We start from the raw sequence: 20,495 nt of genomic DNA on the forward strand, positions 1-20,495 counted from the left end.
GTCGGGTGCGGCGGGTCAGGCCCGGCTCGTGGCCAGATGCGGGACGTCGCGCAGGCTGAGCGCGACGGGCGGCGGCAGGGGGCCGTCGCCGGCGAAGGCCGTCAGCAGGTACGCGACGAGCCGCCGGGAGGCGGCCAGCGCCGCGTCGGCGGAGTTGGCGACGATGCCGCCGTTGGCCATGAGCAGCAGGACGAGGTCGTCCTCGCTGAAGTCGGGGCGCAGCCGCCCGGCGGCCTTGGCCCGTCGGGCCAGTTCGGCGAACCCCCGCAGGCCGCGTTCGCGTTCCCGGTCGAGGTCGACGGCACGGGGCAGCGACGCGACGACGGCCGCGCTGAATCCCCGGTCGACGGCCTGCATGGCGCACACCTTCTCGACCAGGGTGCAGAAGCCTCGCCACGGGTCGGGGTCGGCCAGGGCCTCGTCGACCACCGACACGCAGGCCGCGAACTGGTCGGCGAAGACCTCGGCGACCAGCGACTCCTTGGTGGGGAACCGACGGTAGAGCGTGGCGACGCCGACCCCGGCACGGCGGGCGATCGCGGCCATCGGCACGTCGAGCCCGCGTTCGGCGAACAGTGCGCGGGCGACCTCGACGATCCGGTCGCGGTTCTGTCGTGCGTCGGCGCGCAGCCCGACCGTGGTCGGCATCTGAGAGGCGTTCCCACTCACTCTTCTCACTTTAGCCTAAGCGGATGGTGCTCTCCGCTTGAGCTGTTAGTTTGGCGGGCACCGAGATCGCTGGAGGTGTGGTGCGCTACCGAATTGCCCTGCCCGTCAGAGCCGTGGCGCGGGTGAACGCCTGTGCGCTGACCCTGCGCTCCTCGCGCCGATGGGGTCGCCTGGTCGGCAGGTATCTGACCGTCATGACGTACACCGGACGTCGTTCGGGACGCACCTTCAGCACCCCGGTGGGATACCGGCGTACCGGCGACACGGTGACGATCCCGGTGGGCCTCGCCGACGCCAAGAAGTGGTGGCGCAACTTCCTCGGTGAGGGCGGCCCGATCACGCTGAACCTGGACGGCGTGGACCGCACCGGCCACGCGGTCGCCCGACGCGACGGGAAGGGCCGGGTCACCGTCACCGTCCGCCTCGACGGCTGACCCCGACCGACCGCGACCGCCGGACCTCGCCCCGCGCCGCCCGGCGGCCGGAGATGTTAGGAAGGGTCCCCTGCTATACGCGAGGCGTTAGCAGGGGGCCCTTCCTTACACCCGGTCCAGGAAGGCGGCCAGGCCGTCCAGGACCCGGGTGACGTCGCTGTCGTCGTTGTACGGGGCCAGGCCGAGCCGGAGCGCGTGCTCGTCGTCCAGGCCGAGGCGACGGAACGGCTCGTACGCGTAGAAGGAGCCGGCCGGGGCCAGGACGTCGTGGTCGAGCAGGAAGCGGTAGGCGTCGCGGGTCTTGCGGCCGGGCAGCGTGACCAGCAGCGTCGGGGTGCGGTCGGCGGCCCGGGAGTGGACCACCACGTCCGATCCCAGGTCCGCCAGTCCCTCCTCGATCCGCTGCCGCAGGCGGGTCTCGTGCGCGTCGACGGCGTGCAGCGAGGCGCGCAGCCGCTCCCGCCGGGACGTGTTCGCCGGGTCGTCACCGGGGACGATGTCGGCGAGGAACTCGACGGCGGCGGTGGCACCGTCCAGCATCTCGTACGGCAGGGTGCCGAGTTCGAAGCGCTCGGGCACCACGTCGGTGGCCGGGATCAGCTTGTCCGGTCGCAGCGTCTCCAGCAGGGCCGGGTCGGCGGCGAGCACACCGCAGTGCGGTCCGAGGAACTTGTACGGGGAGCAGACGTAGAAGTCGGCACCGAGTGCCGGTACGTCGACGAACTGGTGGGCGGCGTGGTGCACGCCGTCGACGAAGAGCAGTGCGCCGACCGCGTGCGCGGCGTCGGCGATCGCCCGGACGTCGGGTCGGGTGCCGAGCAGGTTCGACGCGCCGGTGACGGCGACCAGGCGGGTCCGCTCGGTGATGGCGGCGGCCACCGAGGCGGGGTCGAGTTCGGCGGTGGTCGGGTCGAGGTCGATCCAGCGCACCTCGGCACCGGCCCGTTCGGCGGCCAGCACCCACGGTCGGACGTTGGCGTCGTGGTCGAGGCGGGTCACCACCACCTCGTCACCGGGACCCCAGTCCCGGGTGAGCGTCCGGGAGAAGTCGAAGGTCAGCTGGGTGGCGCTGCGTCCGTACACGATCCCGGCGGCGGGTACGCCCAGCAGGTCGGCGTAGGCGAGCCGGAACGCGCCGACGGCGGCGTCCGCGTTGGTCTCCGACAGTGCGCCGGTGCCCCGGTTGGAGATCGGGGCCGTCATCGTGGCGGCGACGGCGTCGGCGACCGACCGGGGCGTCTGGGTGCCGCCCGGGCCGTCGAAGTGCGCGATGCCCGAGGCCAGCGAGGGGAAGTGGGCACGGAGCGCGGCGACGTCGAATCCGGTCGGTCCGGCGGATGCGGGGGAGGTCATCTCGGTCTCCTGGCGGTCGAGCGGGTGGTCCGGCGCCGGTGCGGGGCGTGGCGCCTGCAACATAGTGCAGGCCGGTGGAGTTCGGCAGGATGGGCACGTGGACATCGAGCCGGTCGACTGCGCGCCCGAGCAGGCTTTCCGGCGTCCGCTGGACCTGGACGACGATCTGGTCACCGCAGCCGGTCTGCCCCGGCCGATCGGGCCGCCGGCCAGCGTGCTCTATTCGCCCGGTGTCGCGGTGCGGTTCGGTGCGCCGGTCACGCTGCGTCGGCCCGCCGGTCGGTGAGCGTACGCGGGGGCGGCGGGGGCGGCGACGGTCCCTCCGGCGCGGCTAGGCTGACCGACGACAGTGGTCCTAATCAGACTGAGGGTGCGAACGTGGTGGACGGTGCGACGGTGACCGGCGGCGAACAGGACAGGCCCACTCTGGACACCGGAGTGCCGCAGACCGCGCGGATCTGGAACTACCTGCTCGGCGGCAAGGACAACTTCGCCGCCGATCGCGAGGTCGGCGACCAGATCATCGCCAACCTGCCGCAGCTCGCGCAGAACGCCCGGCTGTCCCGGGCGTACCTGGCCCGGGCGGTGCGCTACCTGGCCGGCACGGCGGGTGTCCGGCAGTTCCTGGACGTGGGCACCGGCCTGCCGACCGCCGACAACACGCACGAGGTGGCGCAGTCAGTCGCCCCGGAGGCGCGCATCGTGTATGTCGACAACGACCCGCTCGTGCTGGCGCACGCCCGTGCCCTGCTGGTCGGCACCCCCGAGGGCGCCACCGACTACGTCGACGCGGACCTGCGCGACCCGGACCGGATCCTGCACGAGGCGGCCCGGACGCTGGACCTGGACCAGCCGGTCGCCGTGATGCTGATGGGCATCCTCGGTCACGTCGAGTCCGACGAGGAGGCGAAGTCGATCATTCGCGGACTCGTCGACCGTCTGCCCTCCGGCAGCTACCTCGCGATGTACGACGGCAGCGACACCAGCGAGGCGGTCACCGAGGCAGTCAGGATCTGGAACGTCTCCGCCAACCCCCGATACCACCTGCGCAGCCCGGAGCGGATCGCCGGACTGTTCGAGGGCTTGGAACTCGTCGAGCCGGGCGTGGTGTCGGTGACCCGCTGGCGTCCCGACGGCGACCCGGCCGAGCTGCCCGAGGAGATCGACCAGTACTGCGCCGTCGGCCGTAAGCGCTGACCGGGTCGGCGACGGTAATCAGTCGTCGGACATCTAGCTGGCAGGCCATCTCGTTGGTACTGTCGCCCGATGCCGACGGATTTCGAAGCTGAGGGCGTCGACCGTACCCGCCTGGGTCGGCTGCTCGCGCGGGAGCGGTCCACGTTCGTGGACCGCCACCCCCGCTCGGCCGCCGCGTACGCCGATGCCGGGCACCTGTTCGGCAAGGTCCCGATGACCTGGATGAACAAGAACGCGGCCGGCTTCCCGGTCTATCTGGACCGGGCTCGCGGGGCCCGGGTCACCGACGTCGACGGCAACGAGTACGTCGACTTCTGCCTCGGCGACACCGGGGCGATGGCCGGGCACTCCCCGGCGCCGGTGGTCGAGGCGGTCACCCGACGTCTGGCCGATCTCGGCGGGGCGGCCACCATGCTGCCCACCGAGGAGGCGGCGTCGGTCGGTGCCGAGCTGACCCGTCGCTTCGGGCTGCCCGCCTGGAGTTTCACGCTCACCGCCACCGACGCCAACCGGTGGGCCATCCGGCTGTTGCGCGCCGTCACCGGCCGTCCGCGCATCCTGGTCAACAGCTACTGCTACCACGGATCGGTGGACGAGTCGCTGATCGTGGTCGGGCCGGACGGGCGGCCCCGCAGCCGGGCGGGCAACGTCGGTGCCCCCTGCGACGTGACCACCACCAGCCGCGTCGCCGAGTTCAACGACCTGGACGGGCTGGCCCGCGAACTCGCCCACGGCGACGTGGCCGCCGTGCTGATGGAGCCGGCGCTGACCAACATCGGCATCGTGCTGCCGGAGTCCGGCTACCTCGACGGGGTGCGGGCGCTCACCCGGCAGCACGGGACCTACCTGGTCAACGACGAGACGCACACGTTCTCCGCCGGGCCGGGAGGCGCGACGGCCGCCTGGGACCTGACGCCGGACGTGGTCACCATCGGCAAGGCCATCGGCGGTGGGATCCCGGTCGGCGCGTACGGCCTCTCGGCCGAGCTGGCCGCCGACCTGACCGCCCGGACGGACCTCGACCTGGTCGACATGGGCGGCGTCGGCGGCACGCTGGCCGGCAACCCGGTGTCGGTCGCGGCCACCCTGGCCACCCTGCGCGAGGTGCTCACCGACGAGGCGTTCGCCGGCATGGCCGAGACGGCGGCCCGCTTCGCCGAGGGGGTGGGCGCGCTGTTCGCCGAGTACGCGTTGCCGTGGTCGGTGAGCCGGCTCGGCGCGCGGGTGGAGTACCGCTTCGTCGACCCGGCCCCGCGTACCGGCACCGAGTCGGCCCGGTGCGCCGACGCCGACCTGGAGGACTACCTGCACGTCTATCTGCTCAACCGGGGAATCCTGATGACCCCGTTCCACAACATGGCGCTGATGTGTCCGCAGACCACGGTGGAGGACGTACGCCGGCACCACGAGGTCTTCGGCGACGCGTTGGGCGAGCTGGTGGGATGACCGATCGGGTGGGAACAGTCGAAACCTATTGACTCTCGATAGGTAGCGAGTGATAGTCGATGCATGCTGGTGACACGTTGGGCGGTGGCCGCCCTCAGAGTCTTCCTCGTGGTGCTGTTCGGGATCCTGGTCGTGTTCCAGACCCTCTCGCTGCCGGGGCAGTTCGCCCACATGGCGCAGGAGTCACCGGAACAGGCGTACCTGCGATGGCCGTTGACCGCCGTCACGGTGTTCTGGGTGCTCTGCGTCCAGGTGGTGGTCGTCTGCACCTGGAAGTTGCTCACCCTGGTCAAGAACGACCGCATCTTCAGCCCGGCCGCGCTGGTCTGGGTGGACGTGATCGTGTGGGCCGTCGCCGCCGCCTGGGTGGTGCTGGTGGCCGTCTTCCTCTACGTAGGATTCAGGGCCGACGACCCCGGAGTCCCGTTCCTGCTGCTCCTGCTCTCGACCGGCGTCGCCGTGCTGGGGCTGCTGATGGTGGTGCTGCGCGCGCTGCTGCGCCAGGCCACCACGCTGCGGACCGACATGGAAGCGGTGATCTGATGCCCATCGTGGTACGCATCGACGTCCAGCTCGCCAAGCGCAAGATGAGCGTCGGTGAGTTCGCCGAGCGGGTGGGGCTCACACCGGCGAACGTGGCGGTGCTCAAGAACGGCCGGGCCAAGGCCGTCCGGTTCAGCACCCTGGAGGCGATGTGCCGGGTGCTCGACTGCCAGCCCGGTGACCTGCTGGAATGGGTCGAGGAGTGAACCCTGCGGGGCCCGGCCGTCGCGCCGGGCCCCGCGAGGTGCGGCCTCAGTAGCCGTAACGGCTCTTGAGGTGCCGCCACCAGTCCCGGAACATCCAGGCGTCGAACTCGGTGATCGAGCTGGCGCTGCCGGCCCGCATCAGGAACCCGCCGACTCCACTGGGCGTCCAGTCGTAGAAGTCGTCGAGGCCGAAGGTGTGGCCTATCTCGTGCAGCAGGATGTGCATGTTCTCGGCGTTCAGGTTGTTCATGTAGTACTCGCGGCCCATGCGTTGGCCCCAGTCGCCGCCGGCACCGCCGCCGAACCCGTCGGTCAGCCACAGCGACTGGTCGTAGTGGCGGGCCACCCCGCCGGGGCAGTTCGGGTACTGCCCACCCTGGTTGAAGAAGCGACCGCACGCGGGCGCGCACTGCGGGGCGTTCTCGCGGATGTCGTTGACGTAGACGTCGACGCTGGTGTCGGTCCACTGGAGCTGGCCGCGGTCGCGGACCGCCCAGCCGACCACCTTGATCGGCACCTGCTGGTAGGGCCAGGCGTTGTGCCCGACCATCACGTCCATCCACTTCCTGTACTGCCGGGCGAGCGTGGCGTGGATCTGGTCGCGCTGGGCGGCGGTGACGGTGGCGCCGGAGTCCCAGCGGACACAGAAGTTCAGGTAGCCGCGGTTGGCGATGACCTGGTCCCAGCCGTAGTTGCGGAAGCCGTACGGGTTGCCGTTGTGGTAGGTCTGTTCCACGTGCTGCCACACCTGGTTGAGCGGGTTCACCAGGTGCGCGGGCGGGTTCCAGCCGCTGGTCGGCGTGGTCGGGCTCGGTGCCGGGGTCGTCGGGGCGGGCGTGGTCGGTGCCGGGGTGCCGGGCGTGCCGGTGCAGGTGACGCCGTTGAGCGCGAACGTGGTCGGTGCCGGGTTGCTGCCGCTCCACGACCCGTTGAAGCCGAACGAGGCGGCGGCGCCGGTGCCGAGGGCACTGTTGTGGCCGACGCTGGTCGCGGTGACCCGGCTGCCGCTCTGCGTCACGGTGGCGTTCCACGCCTGGGTGACGCTCTGCCCGGCGCCGTACGTCCAGGTCACCGTCCAGCCGTTGAGCGGGTCGCCGAGGTTGGTGGCGGTGACCTCGGCACCGAACCCGCCGGACCACTGGTTGGTGACCCGGTAGTCGACCCGGCAGCCCGGGGCGGCGGCCTGCGCGCCGGTCACGGCCAGGGTGGCTCCGCCGGTGAAGGCCAGGGTGGCGACGACCGCCACACCGAGCCGTGGTCCTGTTCGGGGTGATCTCATAGGTGGTCCTCCCGGTGTCGGAGACGCCGTCGGTGGACACACCGACAGCGATAGATTGGCGTCGATGTAAACTAAATGGCGGCAGGTGGGAGGGCTGGTCGGGCTGACCGGTGTTCGCAAACCCTGCCGTATTCGGCCCCGGGCTATTGCCGAAATGGTTTTCGTGGACGAAGCTGGCCCGCTTGGTCCTCTGCGGGGTGCCGGAGCGGGCCTGATTGCCGAAATCCCGTGATCTCTGCGATCGGTTTAAGCCGGAGATCTCCTGGGAGGGATTGCCGAAATGGTTTTCGAGGTTCATTGTCGGAGATCAGACCACCGGGGTCCTCGCGCGTACGCGGGCCATCGGTCCCGGCGGCACGGGCGACGCGACGGGGACCTCTGGGCAGGGGAGAGCAGGCGATGATCGAGAAGAGCGGCGGGTCACGGATGGGCGCGGCGAACAGTGGGGCCGGCGCCGGGCGGTCCAGCGGTCGATCGATCATGCGTGACGTCGCGGCGCGGGCGGGGGTGTCGGCGCAGACGGTCTCCCGGGTCATCAACGGCCACCCGTACGTCGCCGACGACACCCGCCAGCGGGTGCTGGCGGCGATGCGGGAGCTGGACTACCAGCGCAACCCGGCGGCCCGCGCCCTGGTCACCCGGCGTTCCGGCACGCTCGGGATCATCGGCTACGAGAGCCCGCTGTACGGGCCGACCTCGATGCTCTACGCCATCGAGGGCGCGGCCCGATCCGCCGGCTACTTCGTCAGCGTCGCCAGTGTGCGACACCTGGACCGGCGGTCGGTGCTCGACGCCGCGGACTGGTTGCGTCGGCAGTCGGTCGAGGGACTCATCGCCATCGCGCCCAAACCCGCCATGGCCGGGGCGCTGGCCGAGGCGGCGGGCGAGCTGGCGGCGGTGACCGTCGGCGGTGGATGCAGCGACGAGATCGCCAGCGCGCAGATCGACAACGTGGCGGGTGCCCGACTCGCCACCCGACACCTGCTCGACCTCGGCCACGCCACCGTGCACCACGTGTCCGGCCCGGAGGACTGGCCCGAGGCGGACGAACGGATCCGTGGCTGGCGGGAGGCCCTGCGGGCCGCCGGTGCGCCGGTGCCCGCCGTCGTCCCCGGCGACTGGAGCGCCAGCACCGGCTACCGGCAGGGGGAGCGGCTGGCCGCCGACCCCGCCGTCACCGCCGTCTTCTGTGCCAGCGACCAACTCGCCCTCGGCGTGCTGCGGGCGTTGCACGAGGCGGGCCGCCGGGTGCCGGAGGACGTCAGCGTGGTCGGCTTCGACGGCACGCCGGACGGGGCGCACTTCCTGCCGCCGCTGACGTCGGTGCGGCAGGACTTCGCCGAACTGGGCCGGCGCAGCCTGGGACTGCTGCTGGCGCAGCTCGACCCGGCCGGGCAGACGCCGGCGCGCCGACGCGACCTGCTGGTGCCGGAACTGATCAGCCGGCGCAGCGCGGCGGCCCCGTGCGGCGTCGGCCGACCGCTGCGCGCGCTGCGACCGGCCAGCCTGATCGGTTAGGTCCTCCCGACGTCCCGGCGGCTGTCGGAGGCCGGGGCCGTCTCGCGGCCCGGTCCGCTTCTCCGACGGGGGTGCGGACACCGGGCCGGCTTCCTCGCCGGGACCGTCGGCACCGGGCCGGTGTGGGGATCAGCGGTGCACCGCCGGTCCGGTCGACTCGCGGACGACGAGGCGGCCGGGTTGGCGGATGACGCCACTGCCGGGATTGCCGTCCAGGGCGGCGTAGAGGTGCTTGACCGCGGTCGCGCCGAGCCGTTCCAGGTTGAGGTCCACCGTGGTCAGCGGTGGTCGGCAGTCGGCGGCGAAGAACTCCCAGTTGTCGTAGCCGACGATCGCCACGTCGTCCGGGATGCGTCGCCCGAGGTCACGCAGTGTGTCGGCGGCTCCGGCGGCGAGCTGGTCGTTGCCGCAGAAGATCGCGTCCACGTCCGGGCGGGCCGCCAGCAGCAGTCGGGTGGCGTGCCGGCCCCACCGCTGCGACCACTCGCCGAACAGCGGGTCCCCGGCGGGATCGAGGCCCGCCTCGGTGAGCACCGTCCGCAGCCCGGCCGCCCGGTCCCGGGCCGACCGGTAACCGTCCGGGCCGGTGATGTGCCCGATCCGCCGTCGTCCGTGCAGCACCAGGTGCTCGGCGGCGAGCCGGGCGCCGCCCTCGTCGTCGGCGATCACCGACAGGTCCCGGGGGTCGGTCGACTCGGCGTAGGCGTAGACCACCGGAACCGGGATGTCCTGCGTCAGCGAGGGACCCACCTCGTTGCTGTCGCCGACCACGATGAACCCGTCGACCTGCCGCGCCAGCAGCGTACGGATGTAGTGCTGGCGCCGGATCGCGTCACCCCGGGCGTCGCAGAGCAGCACCGACATCTGCTCGTTGCCGAGGGCGTTCTCGGCACCGAGCAGGATGGACATGGCGAACCGGCCGCCGAGTTCGTCGGTGAGCAGCCCCACGGTGCGGGTGCGGCCGTTGATCAGCCCGGAGGCCAGCGCGTTGGGCTGGAAGGAGAGCTCGTCGGCCGCGCGCAGCACGCGTTCCCGCGTCGCCTGGGCCACCTCGGCGCGTCCGTTGAGCGCCTTGGACGCGGTCGCGACCGAGACGCCGGCCCGGCTGGCCACGTCACTCAGCGTCACTGACTGTGATCGTCGTCGACCCACCGAAAGCCTTTCGCAAGAGTTTCAGGATGGCCGGCAGGTGGTCGCCGCCCCCGTATGACGGGCAAGCGTAGAGCGCAGGGTGCATGTAAGGGAAGGTGAAGCCCACACCGAAACGGGTTCAGGTTTTACCCATCAGACATCTTGCCGAAACCGTTTTCGTGGGACACGCTAGCGGCGGAAAGTGATACCGACCACCTCGGCGGCGGTGCGGCTCGCCGTGCCGGTCCCGTCGGACCCGGCGGGAGGCGACACCGATGAGGACGGACGAGGCATCGCCCACGAAGACGGTGCGGACCGCGTCGTCGTCACCGGTCCACCCCACCCGCGCGACGCAGCGATGCGGCGGTGCCGCATCGGACCGTCCACACGACACCTCGGCTCGGCGGGACTCCGTCGGCGGCCTGTTGTCCACACCCTGACCCTGCCCGGCCGGTCATCCGCCGGCCGTACCTGATCATCCGGCTTCGCCGATCACGTCCACGGCCGACGGCCGGTGCGGCGGCTCCGGTCCCACCCGATCGAGCGGAACCGCCCGCTACCCGGCTCACGGGAACCGCCTCGCGGATCCCCGGCGAGCATCGATGCAGACTAGGAGAGGAATCATGAGGAAAACCCTGGGCAGGCGTACTGCCCTGCGTTCGCTGGCCGGAGCAATGGCGGCGACGATGGTCCTCGCCGTGGCGGCCTGCGGCAGCGACGAGCCGAGCGGCCCGAGCGCCGCCGAGGCCGGCCCGACCGGCGTCGACGACGGCAGCGAGCTGACCCTGTGGACCCGCGCGCCGCTGGAGAAGCAGGCGAAGCTGCTGGTGGACGCGTACAACGCCACACACCAGAACCAGGTCAAGCTCACCGTCGTACCGAACGACGACTACGTCGCCAAGGTCGGCGCGGCGGCCGGCTCCGGTGGCCTGCCGGACCTGTTCGCCGCCGACATCGTCTACGTGCCGAACTGGGTCAGCCAGGGCCTGTTCCAGGACATCAGCTCCAACATCGACGGCCTGGACTTCAAGGACCAGATCAACAAGGGACACCTGTCGGCGGGCACCGTCGACGACAAGGCCCACGTGCTGCCCTTCGTGCTGGACCTGTCGATGATGTTCTGGAACAAGCAGTTGTTCCGGGACGCCGGGCTCGACCCGGAGAAGGCGCCCGCGTCGCTCGCCGAGTACGCCGCCGCCGCCAAGGCGGTGCAGGCCTCGGGCAAGGAGGGCGTCTACGGTACGGCCGCCGGCCTGAACTGCGGCGGCTGCCTCGTCTTCACCTGGTTCCCGTCCATCTGGGCCGACGGCGGGCAGGTGCTCAGCGACGACGGCACCGAGTCCAAGCTGGCCGACGAGACCGCGCAGAAGGTCTTCAGCACCTGGCAGGACCTGTGGCGCTCCGGTGCCGTGCTGCCCGCCTCGGCGGGGGAGACCGGTCCGACCTGGACCGCCGCCTTCACCGCGGGCAAGGTCGGCCTGATGTTCTACCCGGCGACGCTGCTCTCCTCGACGCCGTTCGACGCCGGTGTCGCCGGCATCCCCGGCCCGAACGGCGGCGCTTCCACCTTCGTCGGTGGCGACGGTGTCGGCATCTCGAAGGACTCCAAGAAGGCCGCGCAGGCGTGGAACTTCCTGAGCTGGATGATGTCCGAGGAGGCCCAGGTCGAGGTGCTGGCCAAGAACAAGGACGTGGTCTCCCGCGCAGACCTGGCCAACAACAAGTACGCCGCCGAGGACCCGCGCCTGGTGACCATCAACGAGGTGGCCGGTCAGGGCGACACCCCGGTCGCGCTCAACTTCCAGCAGGCGTTCAACGCGCCGAACAGCCCGTGGCTGACTCTCGTCCGCAACCAGGTGCTCAACGGTAACGGCGACCTGCCGAAGGACAACGGCGAGATCACCGCCGTCCTGAAGCAGTAGGTACCCGGTGGGGGCGGGTGCCGCCCGAGGAGTCCCTACCGGTCGGCACCCGCCCCCGCCGCGCCCACGTTCGGTCCGTCAGCGAAGGAAACGAGAGGTCCCATGAGCGTCACCGCACCGTCTCGCCCGCCCAGTGCGGCGACACGGCGCCGCGCCCGTCCCCGAGGTCGTCAGGCACTGCTCGGCTGGCTCTACGCGATGCCGACCGCGGTCTTCGTGGCGCTGCTGTTCGCCGTGCCGCTGCTGCTGGTCATCAAGATGTCGCTGTCGCGGTGGCCGCTGCTCACCGGTGACCAGGGGTTCAACGCGCCCGACAACTTCGTGAAGGCGGTCGAGCACCGCTTCTTCACCGACTCGGTGGTGTTCACCCTCAAGTACACGGCGCTCGCGACCGTGCTGCTGCTGACGCTCGCTCTCGGGTTGGCCCTGCTGGTGCAGGAGTCCAGCCGGTGGAACAACCTGCTGCGGGCCTCGTTCCTGATCCCCAGCGCGCTCGGCCTGGCCTCGGCGTCGCTGCTGTTCTACGTGATCTACTCGCCGTACGCGAGCCCGCTGGCCCCGCTGATGGACCGCCTGGGCATCACGTTCCTCGGCTCCCCGAACGCGGCGCTGTTCTCGACGACCTTCCTGATCGTGTGGCGGTACGCCGGGTTCTACATGGTGCTCATGCTGGTCGGCCTGCAAGGGATCCCCGCCGACGTGTACGAGGCGGCGCGTACCGACGGGGCGAGCCGCTGGCAGACCTTCCGCAAGGTCACGCTGCCGCTGCTGCGCCCCACCCTGGCACTGACGACCGTGCTCTGCGTGACCGGCTCCCTGCTCGCCTTCGAGCAGTTCTACATCCTGACCAAGGGCGGCCCGGACAACAGCACGATCACCGTCGTGCAGCTCATCTACATGGTGGCCTTCCAGGGGCAGAACGACCTGGGGGTGGCGGCGGCCATCTCCGTCATCGTGCTGGTCGCCCTGATCATGATCAACGCGTTGCAGATGCGCGCCTTCCGGTCCGAGGGGAACTGATCCGATGACCGTCGTTTCCCGCACCACAGAGACCGTCGCCGACGGGACACCGCCGTCCGCACCGGAGCCGTCGCGGCCGAGGAAGCCGAGCGGCACCACCATCGCCGGGATCGCGCTGCGGACGCCGTACTGGGTGTTCACCGGTTCGGTCGCCCTCATCTTCCTGGCACCGCTGGTCTGGACGGCGGTCGCCTCGGTCTCCCCGCAACCGGGCACCAACCAGGTGGACGGCTGGGGCATCGGCAACTACCAGACGTTGGCCGCCTACCAGGCCGGCGTCTGGCGCTACCTCGGCAACTCGGCGTTCGTCTCGCTGCTCACGGTCGCGCTGACGCTGCTGATCTCGTTCCTCGGCGGGTACGCCTTCGCGCGGTTCCGCTTCCCCGGCAAGAACATCCTGTTCCTGCTCACCCTGGCCATCCTGATGGTCCCGTACGCGACGCTGCTGATCCCGCTCTATGTGCTGCTCAACCAGGTGGGGTTGCAGAACTCCCTGGTCGGCGTCGCGCTCGTGCTGACCATGTTCCAGTTGCCGTTCTCCACCTTCCTGATGCGCATCTCGTTCGAGGCGGTGCCCCGCGAACTCGACGAGGCCGCGATGGTCGACGGGTGCTCGTCGTTCAGCGCGCTGTGGCGGGTGCTGCTGCCCGCCGTGAAACCGGGTCTGATCACCGTCGGTCTCTTCGGTTTCCTCGCCGCGTGGAACGACTTCATGGCCCCGCTGATCCTGATCAACGACACCGAGAAGATGACGCTGCCGCTGGCCGTGTCGAACCTGCGCGGCCAGGTGCAGGGTGTCGTCGACTACGGGGCGACCGAAGCGGGCGTCGTCGTCCTCGCCCTGCCGTGCATCGTCCTCTTCCTCCTGCTGCAACGACACTACGTGCGCGGCTTCATGTCCGGCGCGCTGAAAGGATGACCATGAGCGGCAACGCACATCCGGCCGCACCCGTCCTGCCGGTCCGGGGTCGCCTGCGCCCCCTCGACCTGCGGGAGGTCCGGATCGCGGGCGGATTCTGGGCCGAGCGCCAGTCGGTCAACGGGGTGACCCTCGACCACATCGCGCACTGGCTCGAACGGGAGGGCTGGGTCCGCAACTTCGACCTGGCTGTGGCGGGAGACCTTGCCGGCGAGCGGCGCGGACGCGAGTTCTCCGACTCGGAGATCTACAAGTTCCTCGAAGCGTTGGCGTGGGAGATCGGCCGGACCGCCGACCCGGATCTCGAATCGCGGTTCCGTGCCCTGGTGCGGCGGGTCGGCGCGGCGCAGGAGCCCGACGGATACCTGAACACCAAGTTCGGCCGACCCGGGCAGGAACCGCGCTGGTCGGACCTCGAATGGGGGCACGAACTCTATTGCGTCGGGCACCTCGTCCAGGCCGCCGTGGCCCGGGCCCGGACCCGGCCGGACGCCGACGACGGCCTGCTCCAGATCGCCTGCCGGGCCGCCGACCACGTGTGCGAGACGTTCGGCGTGGACGGCATCGACAGCGTCTGCGGCCACCCGGTGATCGAGACCGCGTTCGTGGAACTGGCCCGCACCACCGGTCAGGACCGCTACCTGACCCAGGCCGCGCTCTTCGTCGACCGGCGCGGCCACGGTCGGCTCGCCGACATCGAGTTCGGTCGGGAGTACTTCCAGGACGAGACCCCGATCCGGGAGGCCACCGTGCTGCGCGGGCACGCGGTGCGTGCGAACTACCTGGCCGCCGGTGCCGTCGACGTCGCGGTCGAGCTGAAGGACGCCAGCCTGTTGGACGCGGTACGCGGTCAGTGGCACCACGCGGTCACCCGCCGCACGTACGTCACCGGTGGGCAGGGTTCCCGGCACCAGGACGAGGCGTTCGGCGAGGACTGGATGCTGCCGCCCGACCGGGCGTACTCGGAGACCTGCGCGGGTGTCGGCTCGGTGATGCTGGCCTGGCGGCTGCTGCTCGCCGACGGCGACTCCCGCTACGCCGACCTCATCGAACGGACGCTGTTCAACGTGGTGTCGACCTCGCCGTCGACCGACGGACGCAGCTTCTTCTACACCAACACGCTGCACCGCCGGGAACTCGGCACGGTGCCCGACGCCGACCGGCCCAGCCTGCGCGCGGCGGCGTCGCTCCGGGCGCCGTGGTTCGAGGTCTCGTGCTGCCCGACCAACGTGGCCCGCACCGTGGCCAGCCTCGGCGCGTACGCCGCCACCTGCGACGACGAGGGTCTGCACCTGCACCAGTACCTGCCCGGCACCATCGCGCACCGCCTTCCCGACGGGCGGGAGCGGTGCCTCGTCATCACCACCGACTACCCGCACGACGGCGAGATCCGGGTACGCGTCGACAGCGACGACGACCGCCCGTGGTCACTGTCGCTGCGGGTGCCGGACTGGGCCGTCGACGGCGCCACGGTCACGGTGGCCGGAGCCACCCGACCGGTCGCCCCCGGCATGGTCACCGAGCAGCGCACCTGGCAACGCGGCGACGAGGTCGTCCTCGCCCTGCCGATGGCGCCCCGGTTCACCCATCCGGACAGCCGCATCGACGCGGTGCGGGGCTGTGTGGCGGTGGAGCGCGGTCCGCTGGTGTTCGCGATCGAGTCGGTGGACGTGCCGGGGGTGACGAGCGTCGACGAGCTACGGATAGACACCAGCCAACCGCCCCGGCTGGTCGACGGTCGGGTGGTGGTGCGGTGCCGCCGGGTGCGCCCGCACGACCACGAATGGCCCTACCGGGCCGACGTCGCCGAGTCCTCGCCCGCGCCCGTCGAGGTGTTCGACGAGGTGACGTTGGTGCCGTACCACGCCTGGGCCAACCGTGGGCCCTCGACCATGCGGGTCTGGATCCCCGTCGACGGTGACCTGCCGGAGCAGGGCCGGGGGCGGAGCTGATGTTAACGCTCACATCGGATTGTCCGAACCGCGCCGACAGCACCACGAGCCGCTCGAATCACCACCGAGGTGCGACGTGGGGGACCGCCTCACCCGCCCGCCCGCACCGATATCAAGGAGGAAGAAGATGATCCGCAGACGCGTGCGGAGGGTGCCCCTCTGGGGCGCCCTTGCCGCGCTCGTGGTGTCGGGGACGGTAGCCGTATCGTCCCCGGCCCACGCGGCCGGCCCGATCCTGCCCGGTAACGAGGGCGACGTCGGGGTCCACACCAACGGTCAGAACCACGTCATGGACATCGGCGACCCGACCTACAGCAACGTCGGCGACGTCGTGAACCAGCTCCGGCCGGGCGTACCGTTCACCGCCGGCAACATGCACCAGTCCGTCTTCGACGCCGACCTCGCCGCCGGCGGCACCGACTACTACCTCGACCGCATCCTCGGAGTGAGCGGCACGCTCGGGTCAGCGGTGCTGATGACCCGAGGGCGCACCCTCTACATGCGCGGCGCCAGCAACAACAACTTCACCGTGATGGGCTTCGCCGGCAACACGTTCGTCGGCGGCCCCAACAACCTCGGCAACCTCTACACCGTCACGGTGCCCGGCCAGACCGTGTCCGAGGTCAACGCCAACCGGTTCAACGCACCGAGCCACGCCCGGAGCCGCTACACCATCGGCTCCACCGGGGTCCGCGCCGACCTGACGAAGTTCATCACCTACGACAACGTGGCGGTCACCGCCATCGAGTTCACCAACCCGGGCGGCTCGGCGGCGACCTTCACCGTCCGGGCCGCGTCGCCGCTGGCCACCCAGGCTGCGGGCGACAGCGCGCTCACCGGCACCCGCACCATCACCAGCGGCTCGAACAACGGGCTCGTCGACACCCCGTGGGACTCCGTCCGGGTGGACCTCACCGGCTCCGGCTTCACGCGTACCGGCAGCAACCTGGACCGCGAGATCACCGTCCCGGCCGGTGGCTCGCTGTCGCTGTCCGTGGTGGGCGCGGTCTCCTCGGCCACGCTGCCCGAGACGGTGGAGAGCTACCAGGAGTACGCCGGCCTGTCGCCGAGCGTGGCCGTGCGGACCGGCATCACCGCCTTCCACCGCCAGTGGGCCCAGGACGTGCCGTACATCAACGTCCCGGACGCGGCGATGGAGAAGGCGATCGTGTACCGCTGGTGGGGCGAGCGCTACAACTCGCTCGACGCCAACGCCTCCGGCCACGTCTACCAGTACCCCACGACGATCGAGGGGGTGAACCTCTATCAGAACTCGGTCGCGCTGACCCAGCCGATGCACCTCCAGGACACCAAGTGGCTGCGGACGCCCTATCTGGGGTACGGCCAGATCCTGAACATCGGTGAGCTGTCCGGCTCGTCGGCCTTCCTGGACAGCCCGGGGCACACGAGCTGGAACAACCACTACTCGCAGTACCTCGGCACGGCCGGGCTCGAGGCGTACCAGGTGCACGGCGGCGGCAAGCAGGTCGCCCGCAAGTTCGCCCAGTACTTCGAGGGTGACGGCGTCGGTCAGCTGGAGCACTACGACGGCAACGACGACAAGCTGATCGCGTACGACACCAACTACATGCCGGGCAACGACGCCGACGCGATCACGTTCGGCTTCCCGAAGGTGAACACCGGGGCACCGGGTGCGCGGACGATCGAGCGCCCGGAGTCGGCGTACGTGTGGGGCGCGTTCGACGCGGCCCGTCAGCTCTACCAGCTCTCCGACGCCGACCAGGCCAAGGTCGACGCGATGGGGGCCAGCGCCGACGAGATCCGGGACGCGATCCTGACCCGGCTCTGGAGCCCGGACATGCGGATGTTCCTGTCCGGCACGTCACACGGCGCGAGCAGCGCGGCGACCGCGAACGGGCGGGCCAACCCGCTGCCCGCCTCGGCCCGGAACCTGATCCCGGCCAAGGAGACGAACCTCTACGACATCTACGCCGAGAACCTGATCCCGACCGACCAGTGGGAGAAGTACGTCGACGGGTTCCGGTTCCTGACCTACGGCGACAACTTCCCGATCTTCCCGTTCTACACCGCCAACCAGTACGACCGGTCGGCGTACGGGATCGGCGGTTCGAACAACTTCTCGAACATCAACTTCACCGTGCAGTACCGCGGTGTGCGGTCGGCGCTGCGCCACTACGACCCGGAGCAGAAGTACATCACCCCGGAGTACGCCAAGCGGCTGCTGGACTGGATGGCGTGGAGCATCTACCCGAACGCCGACATGCGGGTCGCGAACCAGGCGGAGTACTACTCCAACTGGAACCCGACGACGCGCTCCTACAACCGCAACAACCAGAACCACATCATGCTCGGCAACATGAACTACATCTTCATCGAGGACATGGGCGGCATCCAGCCGCGTTCCGATGACAAGATCGAGTTGTGGCCGATCCAGTTCGGCTACGAGCACTTCATGGTCAACAACCTGCGGTACCACGGTCAGGACGTCACCATCGTCTGGGACCCGGACGGCAGCAAGTACGGCCTGGGCGCCGGCTACAGCCTCTTCCTCAACGGCGAGAAGAAGGTCACCACCGACAAGCTCGGCAAGGTCACCTACGACCCGAACACCAACCAGGTGCAGGCCGAGGAGGGCGTGACCGTCACCTTCACCGCCACCACCGGGGCCGACTTCCCGAGCGCGGTGGACACCCCGATCTCCGACGACCGCGTCGTCGGCTACCTCAAGACGGCCGGTATCGACCTCACCGAGCAGGCGCCGAACCTGGCGCAGGGCGCCCAGCTCAGCTCCTCGTACACCCAGCAGGGTGTGCGGCCCACGCCGTGGCGGCAGTTCCACACGCCCGGCTGGAGCACCACCTCGATGAACTACACGCCCGGCGCCATCTCCGAGACCGAGCGTCCGGTGTCGCTGGCGGCCGTCACCGACGGGATCACCGCCAACGAACCCTACTGGGGCAACTACGGCACCACCGAGCGCAACGGCTACATCGAGCTGGACCTGGGCGCGGCCAAGAGCCTCGACAACGTCAAGGTCTTCTTCGTCAGCGACCGGCAGGCCGGTGGCTACCGCGAGCCGGCACGCTGGTGGGTGCAGGTGCCCGACGGCAACGGCGGCTGGAAGGAGGTGCCGGACCAGTTCAAGAACCCGGTCGTGCCCTCGGCGAAGTTCAACGAGGCGCTGTTCGACACCGTCACCACCGACAAGCTCCGGGTCACCTTCACCAACAACCCGACCCACTTCACCGCGATCAGCGAGATCCAGGTGTTCGAGTCGGGGCGGGACGTGCCGGACGTGACCAACCAGGCGCCACAGGTCACCGCCAACCGGGACGGCTCGGCGGACGGAAACCTCTCCACCCGGCTCGTCGCCACGGCCGCCGACGACGGCATCCCGTACGACAGCGAGCTGACCTTCGGCTGGGAGACCGTCTCCACGCCGCAGGGCGCGGGCGTCATCTTCGCCGACGCGCGGGCGCTGACCACCCGGGTCACCGGCACCGTCGCCGGTGACTACGTGTTCCGGTTCTGGGCCGACGACGGCGAGAAGCGGTCGACGGCGAACGTGTCGGTCACGCTGGCCGAGCGCGAGGTCACCGCGGAGTTCGGTGCCTCGGCCACGATCAGCACCAGTGGCACGGCATCGTGGGAGAACCACTCGCGGGTCAACGAGCCCACCACGCCGACCAACTCCAACCCGGGTGCCGGCAGCGGCTGGGGCAACTGGGGCCAACCGCAGAACGGCACCAGCACCGCACGGGAGGCGTGGATCCAGTACCGCTGGAGCGCGCCGGTGCGACTCTCCTCGACCGACATCTACTGGTACGACGACAACGGCGGCACCCGCCGTCCGAACGCCGGCACGTACGCCATCGAGACCTCGGAGAACGGCACCACCTGGACGCCGGTGACGCTGGCCGAGGGCAGCACGTACGCCGGAGGGCTGGCGACCAACCGGTTCAACAGCTTCGAGTTCACGCCGATCACCACCAGCTACCTTCGCATCCGCATCTGGGGCGTGCAGGGCAGCGGTGCCGGCACCGGCGTGCTGCGCTGGCGGGCCAACGGCGAGACGGTCGACTCGGTGCGGTCCCCGGTGCTCATCCGCACCGGTGTCGGTGACGTGCCGACACTGCCGAGCACGCTGGACGCCGTCTACGCCAGCGGCGAGCGCGGCCAGGTCGCGTTCAACTGGCAGGAGATCACGCCCGAGCAGGTCGCCGAGCCGAACGTCGACCCGTTCGTGGTCTACGGCACGAACGACGCGTACGGGCTGATCGCCGAGGCGCGGATCTACGTACGGCCGGAGATGTCCACCGGCGGTATCTCGATCCAGGGCGCCGAGACCTTCGAACAGTCCGTCGAGGTGGGCGAGCTGCCGTTCCTGCCGGACAAGGTGGAGGTCTCCTACAACGACGGGTCGCGGGACAACCAGGCCATCGGTGTCGACTGGGACTTCGACGAGCGCATCGTCAACACCCCCGGCCGTTACACGATCATCGGTGACCTGATCCTGCCCCCGTACGTCAGCCAGGCCGGGGCGACCCGGACCACGTTGACCCTCACCGTCGGCGACCCGCCCCAGACCCCGGTCTGGGACGTGGAGGTGCAGGCCAGCACGCGCTGCACCGGCCGGAACGTCTACGTCTCCGTCAACGCCCACAACGCCGGGGACGTGCCGCTGCGCATCGAGCTGATCACGGCGTACGGCTCGCGGACGGTCGCCGACGTGGCGTCCGGGAAGGCCGCCTTCCAGGCGTTCAACACCCGCGCCACCTCGGTGCAGGCCGGCACCGCGACGGTGAAGGCCACCGGCACCGTCGACGGCGAGCCGGTGACCGTCGAGTTCGAGGCGCCGTTCGGCGCGCTCACCTGCGGTTGACCCCTCGTGGTGGCGGCGCCCGGCCTGGGGCGCCGCCACCAC

16 protein-coding genes are annotated in these 20,495 nt (G+C 70.4%); 12 read left to right on the top strand and 4 right to left on the bottom strand.

Features of this window, described 5'->3' with window-relative positions; genetic code table 11:
- Positions 1-15 precede the first annotated feature (15 nt).
- Positions 16-669, bottom strand: a complete 654-nt coding sequence (locus ABZ738_RS11290) for a TetR/AcrR family transcriptional regulator (protein ID WP_236145555.1) — start codon at positions 667-669, stop codon at positions 16-18.
- Between the two features lie 80 nt (positions 670-749).
- Here ABZ738_RS11290 and ABZ738_RS11295 point away from each other — a divergent pair, with 80 nt between their 5' ends.
- Positions 750-1,103 carry a nitroreductase/quinone reductase family protein gene (locus ABZ738_RS11295; protein WP_131051234.1) on the top strand — a complete coding sequence of 118 codons (354 nt, stop codon included), beginning with the start codon at positions 750-752 and terminating at the stop codon, positions 1,101-1,103.
- Between the two features lie 105 nt (positions 1,104-1,208).
- Here ABZ738_RS11295 and ABZ738_RS11300 read toward each other — a convergent pair whose 3' ends face one another.
- Complete coding sequence (locus ABZ738_RS11300) at positions 1,209-2,456, bottom strand: cysteine desulfurase-like protein (protein ID WP_357212502.1); 1,248 nt, start codon at positions 2,454-2,456, stop codon at positions 1,209-1,211.
- A gap of 97 nt (positions 2,457-2,553) precedes the next feature.
- Between ABZ738_RS11300 and ABZ738_RS11305 the strand changes: the two genes are divergently transcribed.
- From ABZ738_RS11305 to ABZ738_RS11325, 5 genes are all read left to right on the top strand, one after another.
- Positions 2,554-2,742 (top strand): hypothetical protein, encoded by a 189-nt coding sequence (locus tag ABZ738_RS11305; RefSeq protein ID WP_357212504.1) that lies wholly within the window; start codon positions 2,554-2,556, stop codon positions 2,740-2,742.
- Positions 2,743-2,837: 95 nt separating this feature from the next.
- The gene (locus tag ABZ738_RS11310) at positions 2,838-3,653 is read left to right on the top strand and encodes an SAM-dependent methyltransferase (RefSeq protein ID WP_254877058.1); all 816 of its coding nucleotides are present in this window, start codon (positions 2,838-2,840) and stop codon (positions 3,651-3,653) included.
- A gap of 69 nt (positions 3,654-3,722) precedes the next feature.
- A complete protein-coding gene (locus tag ABZ738_RS11315) occupies positions 3,723-5,099 on the top strand; it encodes a transaminase (RefSeq protein WP_357212506.1) in 1,377 nt (458 codons plus the stop codon).
- 63 nt (positions 5,100-5,162) lie between these two features.
- A complete protein-coding gene (locus ABZ738_RS11320) occupies positions 5,163-5,642 on the top strand; it encodes a DUF2975 domain-containing protein (RefSeq protein WP_131051237.1) in 480 nt (159 codons plus the stop codon).
- Positions 5,642-5,848 (top strand): helix-turn-helix transcriptional regulator, encoded by a 207-nt coding sequence (locus tag ABZ738_RS11325; RefSeq protein WP_076472788.1) that lies wholly within the window; start codon positions 5,642-5,644, stop codon positions 5,846-5,848. The genes ABZ738_RS11320 and ABZ738_RS11325 overlap by 1 nt, the downstream gene beginning before the upstream one ends.
- Positions 5,849-5,894: 46 nt before the next feature.
- Here the strand turns inward: ABZ738_RS11325 and ABZ738_RS11330 are convergent, their stop codons facing one another.
- Entirely contained in the window at positions 5,895-7,127 is a 1,233-nt protein-coding gene (locus tag ABZ738_RS11330) for a cellulose-binding domain-containing protein (protein ID WP_131051238.1), read from the bottom strand.
- 399 nt (positions 7,128-7,526) lie between these two features.
- On the opposite strand from ABZ738_RS11330, the gene ABZ738_RS11335 reads away from it, so the two are divergent.
- Positions 7,527-8,645, top strand: coding sequence for a LacI family DNA-binding transcriptional regulator (locus ABZ738_RS11335; protein WP_357212509.1), 1,119 nt, complete (start codon positions 7,527-7,529; stop codon positions 8,643-8,645).
- 129 nt (positions 8,646-8,774) lie between these two features.
- On the opposite strand, the gene ABZ738_RS11340 is transcribed toward ABZ738_RS11335, so the two are convergent.
- Positions 8,775-9,797, bottom strand: a complete 1,023-nt coding sequence (locus ABZ738_RS11340; protein ID WP_131052002.1) for a LacI family DNA-binding transcriptional regulator — start codon at positions 9,795-9,797, stop codon at positions 8,775-8,777.
- Positions 9,798-10,399: 602 nt separating this feature from the next.
- Between ABZ738_RS11340 and ABZ738_RS11345 the strand changes: the two genes are divergently transcribed.
- The 5 genes from ABZ738_RS11345 to ABZ738_RS11365 all read left to right on the top strand — a co-directional run bounded on the left by ABZ738_RS11345 (position 10,400) and on the right by ABZ738_RS11365 (position 20,453).
- Entirely contained in the window at positions 10,400-11,698 is a 1,299-nt protein-coding gene (locus ABZ738_RS11345; RefSeq protein WP_357212512.1) for a sugar ABC transporter substrate-binding protein, read from the top strand.
- Between the two features lie 102 nt (positions 11,699-11,800).
- Entirely contained in the window at positions 11,801-12,718 is a 918-nt protein-coding gene (locus ABZ738_RS11350; RefSeq protein WP_131052000.1) for a sugar ABC transporter permease, read from the top strand.
- 4 nt (positions 12,719-12,722) lie between these two features.
- Positions 12,723-13,637: a carbohydrate ABC transporter permease gene (locus ABZ738_RS11355; RefSeq protein WP_131051999.1), complete on the top strand. Its 915-nt coding sequence runs from the start codon at positions 12,723-12,725 to the stop codon at positions 13,635-13,637.
- 2 nt (positions 13,638-13,639) lie between these two features.
- Complete coding sequence (locus ABZ738_RS11360) at positions 13,640-15,589, top strand: beta-L-arabinofuranosidase domain-containing protein (protein ID WP_131051998.1); 1,950 nt, start codon at positions 13,640-13,642, stop codon at positions 15,587-15,589.
- A 127-nt stretch (positions 15,590-15,716) separates the two neighbouring features.
- The gene (locus ABZ738_RS11365) at positions 15,717-20,453 is read left to right on the top strand and encodes an Ig-like domain-containing protein (RefSeq protein ID WP_343232755.1); all 4,737 of its coding nucleotides are present in this window, start codon (positions 15,717-15,719) and stop codon (positions 20,451-20,453) included.
- The last annotated feature ends 42 nt before the right edge of the window (positions 20,454-20,495 follow it).

It is taken from the genome of Micromonospora sp. NPDC047793 (assembly GCF_040642635.1).
GTDB lineage: Bacteria > Actinomycetota > Actinomycetes > Mycobacteriales > Micromonosporaceae > Micromonospora.

Coding starts and splice junctions, on each gene's coding strand:
- ABZ738_RS11325 (WP_076472788.1), top strand. CDS start 5,642: ATGCCCATCGTGGTACGCATCGACGTCCAGCTCGCCAAGCGCAAGATG.
- ABZ738_RS11345 (WP_357212512.1), top strand. CDS start 10,400: ATGAGGAAAACCCTGGGCAGGCGTACTGCCCTGCGTTCGCTGGCCGGA.
- ABZ738_RS11365 (WP_343232755.1), top strand. CDS start 15,717: ATGATCCGCAGACGCGTGCGGAGGGTGCCCCTCTGGGGCGCCCTTGCC.
- ABZ738_RS11320 (WP_131051237.1), top strand. CDS start 5,163: ATGCTGGTGACACGTTGGGCGGTGGCCGCCCTCAGAGTCTTCCTCGTG.
- ABZ738_RS11335 (WP_357212509.1), top strand. CDS start 7,527: ATGATCGAGAAGAGCGGCGGGTCACGGATGGGCGCGGCGAACAGTGGG.
- ABZ738_RS11360 (WP_131051998.1), top strand. CDS start 13,640: ATGAGCGGCAACGCACATCCGGCCGCACCCGTCCTGCCGGTCCGGGGT.
- ABZ738_RS11300 (WP_357212502.1), bottom strand. CDS start 2,456: ATGACCTCCCCCGCATCCGCCGGACCGACCGGATTCGACGTCGCCGCG.
- ABZ738_RS11315 (WP_357212506.1), top strand. CDS start 3,723: ATGCCGACGGATTTCGAAGCTGAGGGCGTCGACCGTACCCGCCTGGGT.
- ABZ738_RS11355 (WP_131051999.1), top strand. CDS start 12,723: ATGACCGTCGTTTCCCGCACCACAGAGACCGTCGCCGACGGGACACCG.
- ABZ738_RS11350 (WP_131052000.1), top strand. CDS start 11,801: ATGAGCGTCACCGCACCGTCTCGCCCGCCCAGTGCGGCGACACGGCGC.
- ABZ738_RS11330 (WP_131051238.1), bottom strand. CDS start 7,127: ATGAGATCACCCCGAACAGGACCACGGCTCGGTGTGGCGGTCGTCGCC.